The organism is Microcystis sp. M53602_WE12 (assembly GCF_030065455.1).
Classification (GTDB): domain Bacteria; phylum Cyanobacteriota; class Cyanobacteriia; order Cyanobacteriales; family Microcystaceae; genus Microcystis; species Microcystis aeruginosa.
Genome location: NZ_JASJFB010000860.1, coordinates 1 through 1,513, shown reverse-complemented (window position 1 = coordinate 1,513; position 1,513 = coordinate 1). Strand labels below are relative to the sequence as shown.

General features: G+C 40.2%; 2 protein-coding genes. Both read left to right on the top strand.

Annotation, left to right across the window (positions count from 1 at the left end; all coding sequences use genetic code 11):
- A partial coding sequence (locus PX482_RS26200) for an RNA-guided endonuclease InsQ/TnpB family protein (RefSeq protein WP_288123216.1) occupies positions 1–436 on the top strand: 436 nt, incomplete at its 5' end.
- Positions 437–550: 114 nt separating this feature from the next.
- Positions 551–1,513, top strand: a 963-nt coding sequence (gene corA / locus PX482_RS26195; RefSeq protein WP_288123215.1) for a magnesium/cobalt transporter CorA, incomplete at its 3' end; no start/stop codon positions are given.

Genomic DNA, 1,513 nt, shown 5'->3' with positions numbered 1-1,513 from the left:
CTTAGTCAAAAACCGTAAACTTGCCAAGTCGATCAGTGATGCTTCTTGGTATCAATTCACTGAATGGTTGAATTATTTTGCCAAGATTTATCGGATTGTTTGTGTTGCTGTACCACCACATTTCACGACTCAAGATTGTTCAGTTTGTGGGACGAGAGTTCAAAAAACCTTAAGCACTAGAACTCATCAATGTCCTAATTGTCAAACAGTCTTAGATAGGGATCATAATGCAGCAATCAACATTCTTAAAAAAGGGTTACAATACTTGGGAAATTATCTCAACGGTACTGTTGGGCAAACAGAAACCGAACCAAACGCCTTGGGAGAGTCCGACCTCTGGGTTTTCAGTGGAGACATTGAGAATCTAAGTTGTCTCGTTGAACAAGGAATTTCTAACAGCGATGTGGAAAGAATCCCCCGTCACAGCGTAGCTTGACGGTGGGAGTATGTCAATGTAATCTCATGGCGATAGATAGTAACTTTAGGCAAATTAAATTTTTTAACTTTTCTGTTTTCTTATTGCCCAAATTAGCCAGATTGTTGTAAGCTTATGACCCAACTACAACCTGATATATTCGTTAACAATCGTCCCGATACCGATGGAGACGAGGAAGAAGACTACTTCGATTATTTTTATGATGAACCGGGTAGTGAACCGGGGACATTAATTATCGAACCGGATGCCAAACCCTCGCGGATTATTTTAATCGACTACGATGAAGATAACGCCATTCGCAAGGTGGATATTACTCCCAATGCTTGCGCCCCCTATATTGGCACAAATACCGTGTCTTGGATGGATATTCAAGGGTTAGGGAGTGAGACGGTTTTAAAACAAGTAGGGGAAATTTTTAATCTGCATCCTTTGTTATTAGAAGATGTGGTTAATGTGCCGCAGCGTCCCAAGTTAGAAGATTATAACAATCAATTGTTAGTGATTTCTCAGATGGTGCGACTGAAAGAAGATGAAAGCGGTTTTGATACAGAACAAGTGAGTTTTGTCTTGGGAAAACGCTATCTTTTAAGTTTTCAAGAGGAGGAATTACAGGACTGTTTTGAGATAGTCAGAGATCGAATTCGCACTTCCCAGGGACGAGTACGGAAATCGGGGGCGGATTATTTAACCTATTTATTATTAGATACGATTATCGATGGTTATTTTCCCGTGGTAGAACACTACGAAGATCGGATTGAAGCGTTGGAAGATATGATCATTAGTAATCCCGATCGAGATACAATGCAGGAAATCTATGATGTCCGTCGGGAATTATTGGCACTGCGTCGCTTAATTTGGCCGATGCGAAATGTCCTACATCTACTCATGCGTGACCATCATGGTATAGTCAGCGATGAAGTACAAATTTATTTTCGGGATTCCTACGACCACGTCATTCAAATTCTGGAAATTATCGAAGCTTATCGAGAATTAGCGGCGAGTTTGATGGATGTTTATATGTCCACTATGGGCAATAAATTAAACGAAATTATGAAGTTTTTAACCGTAATTTCGACG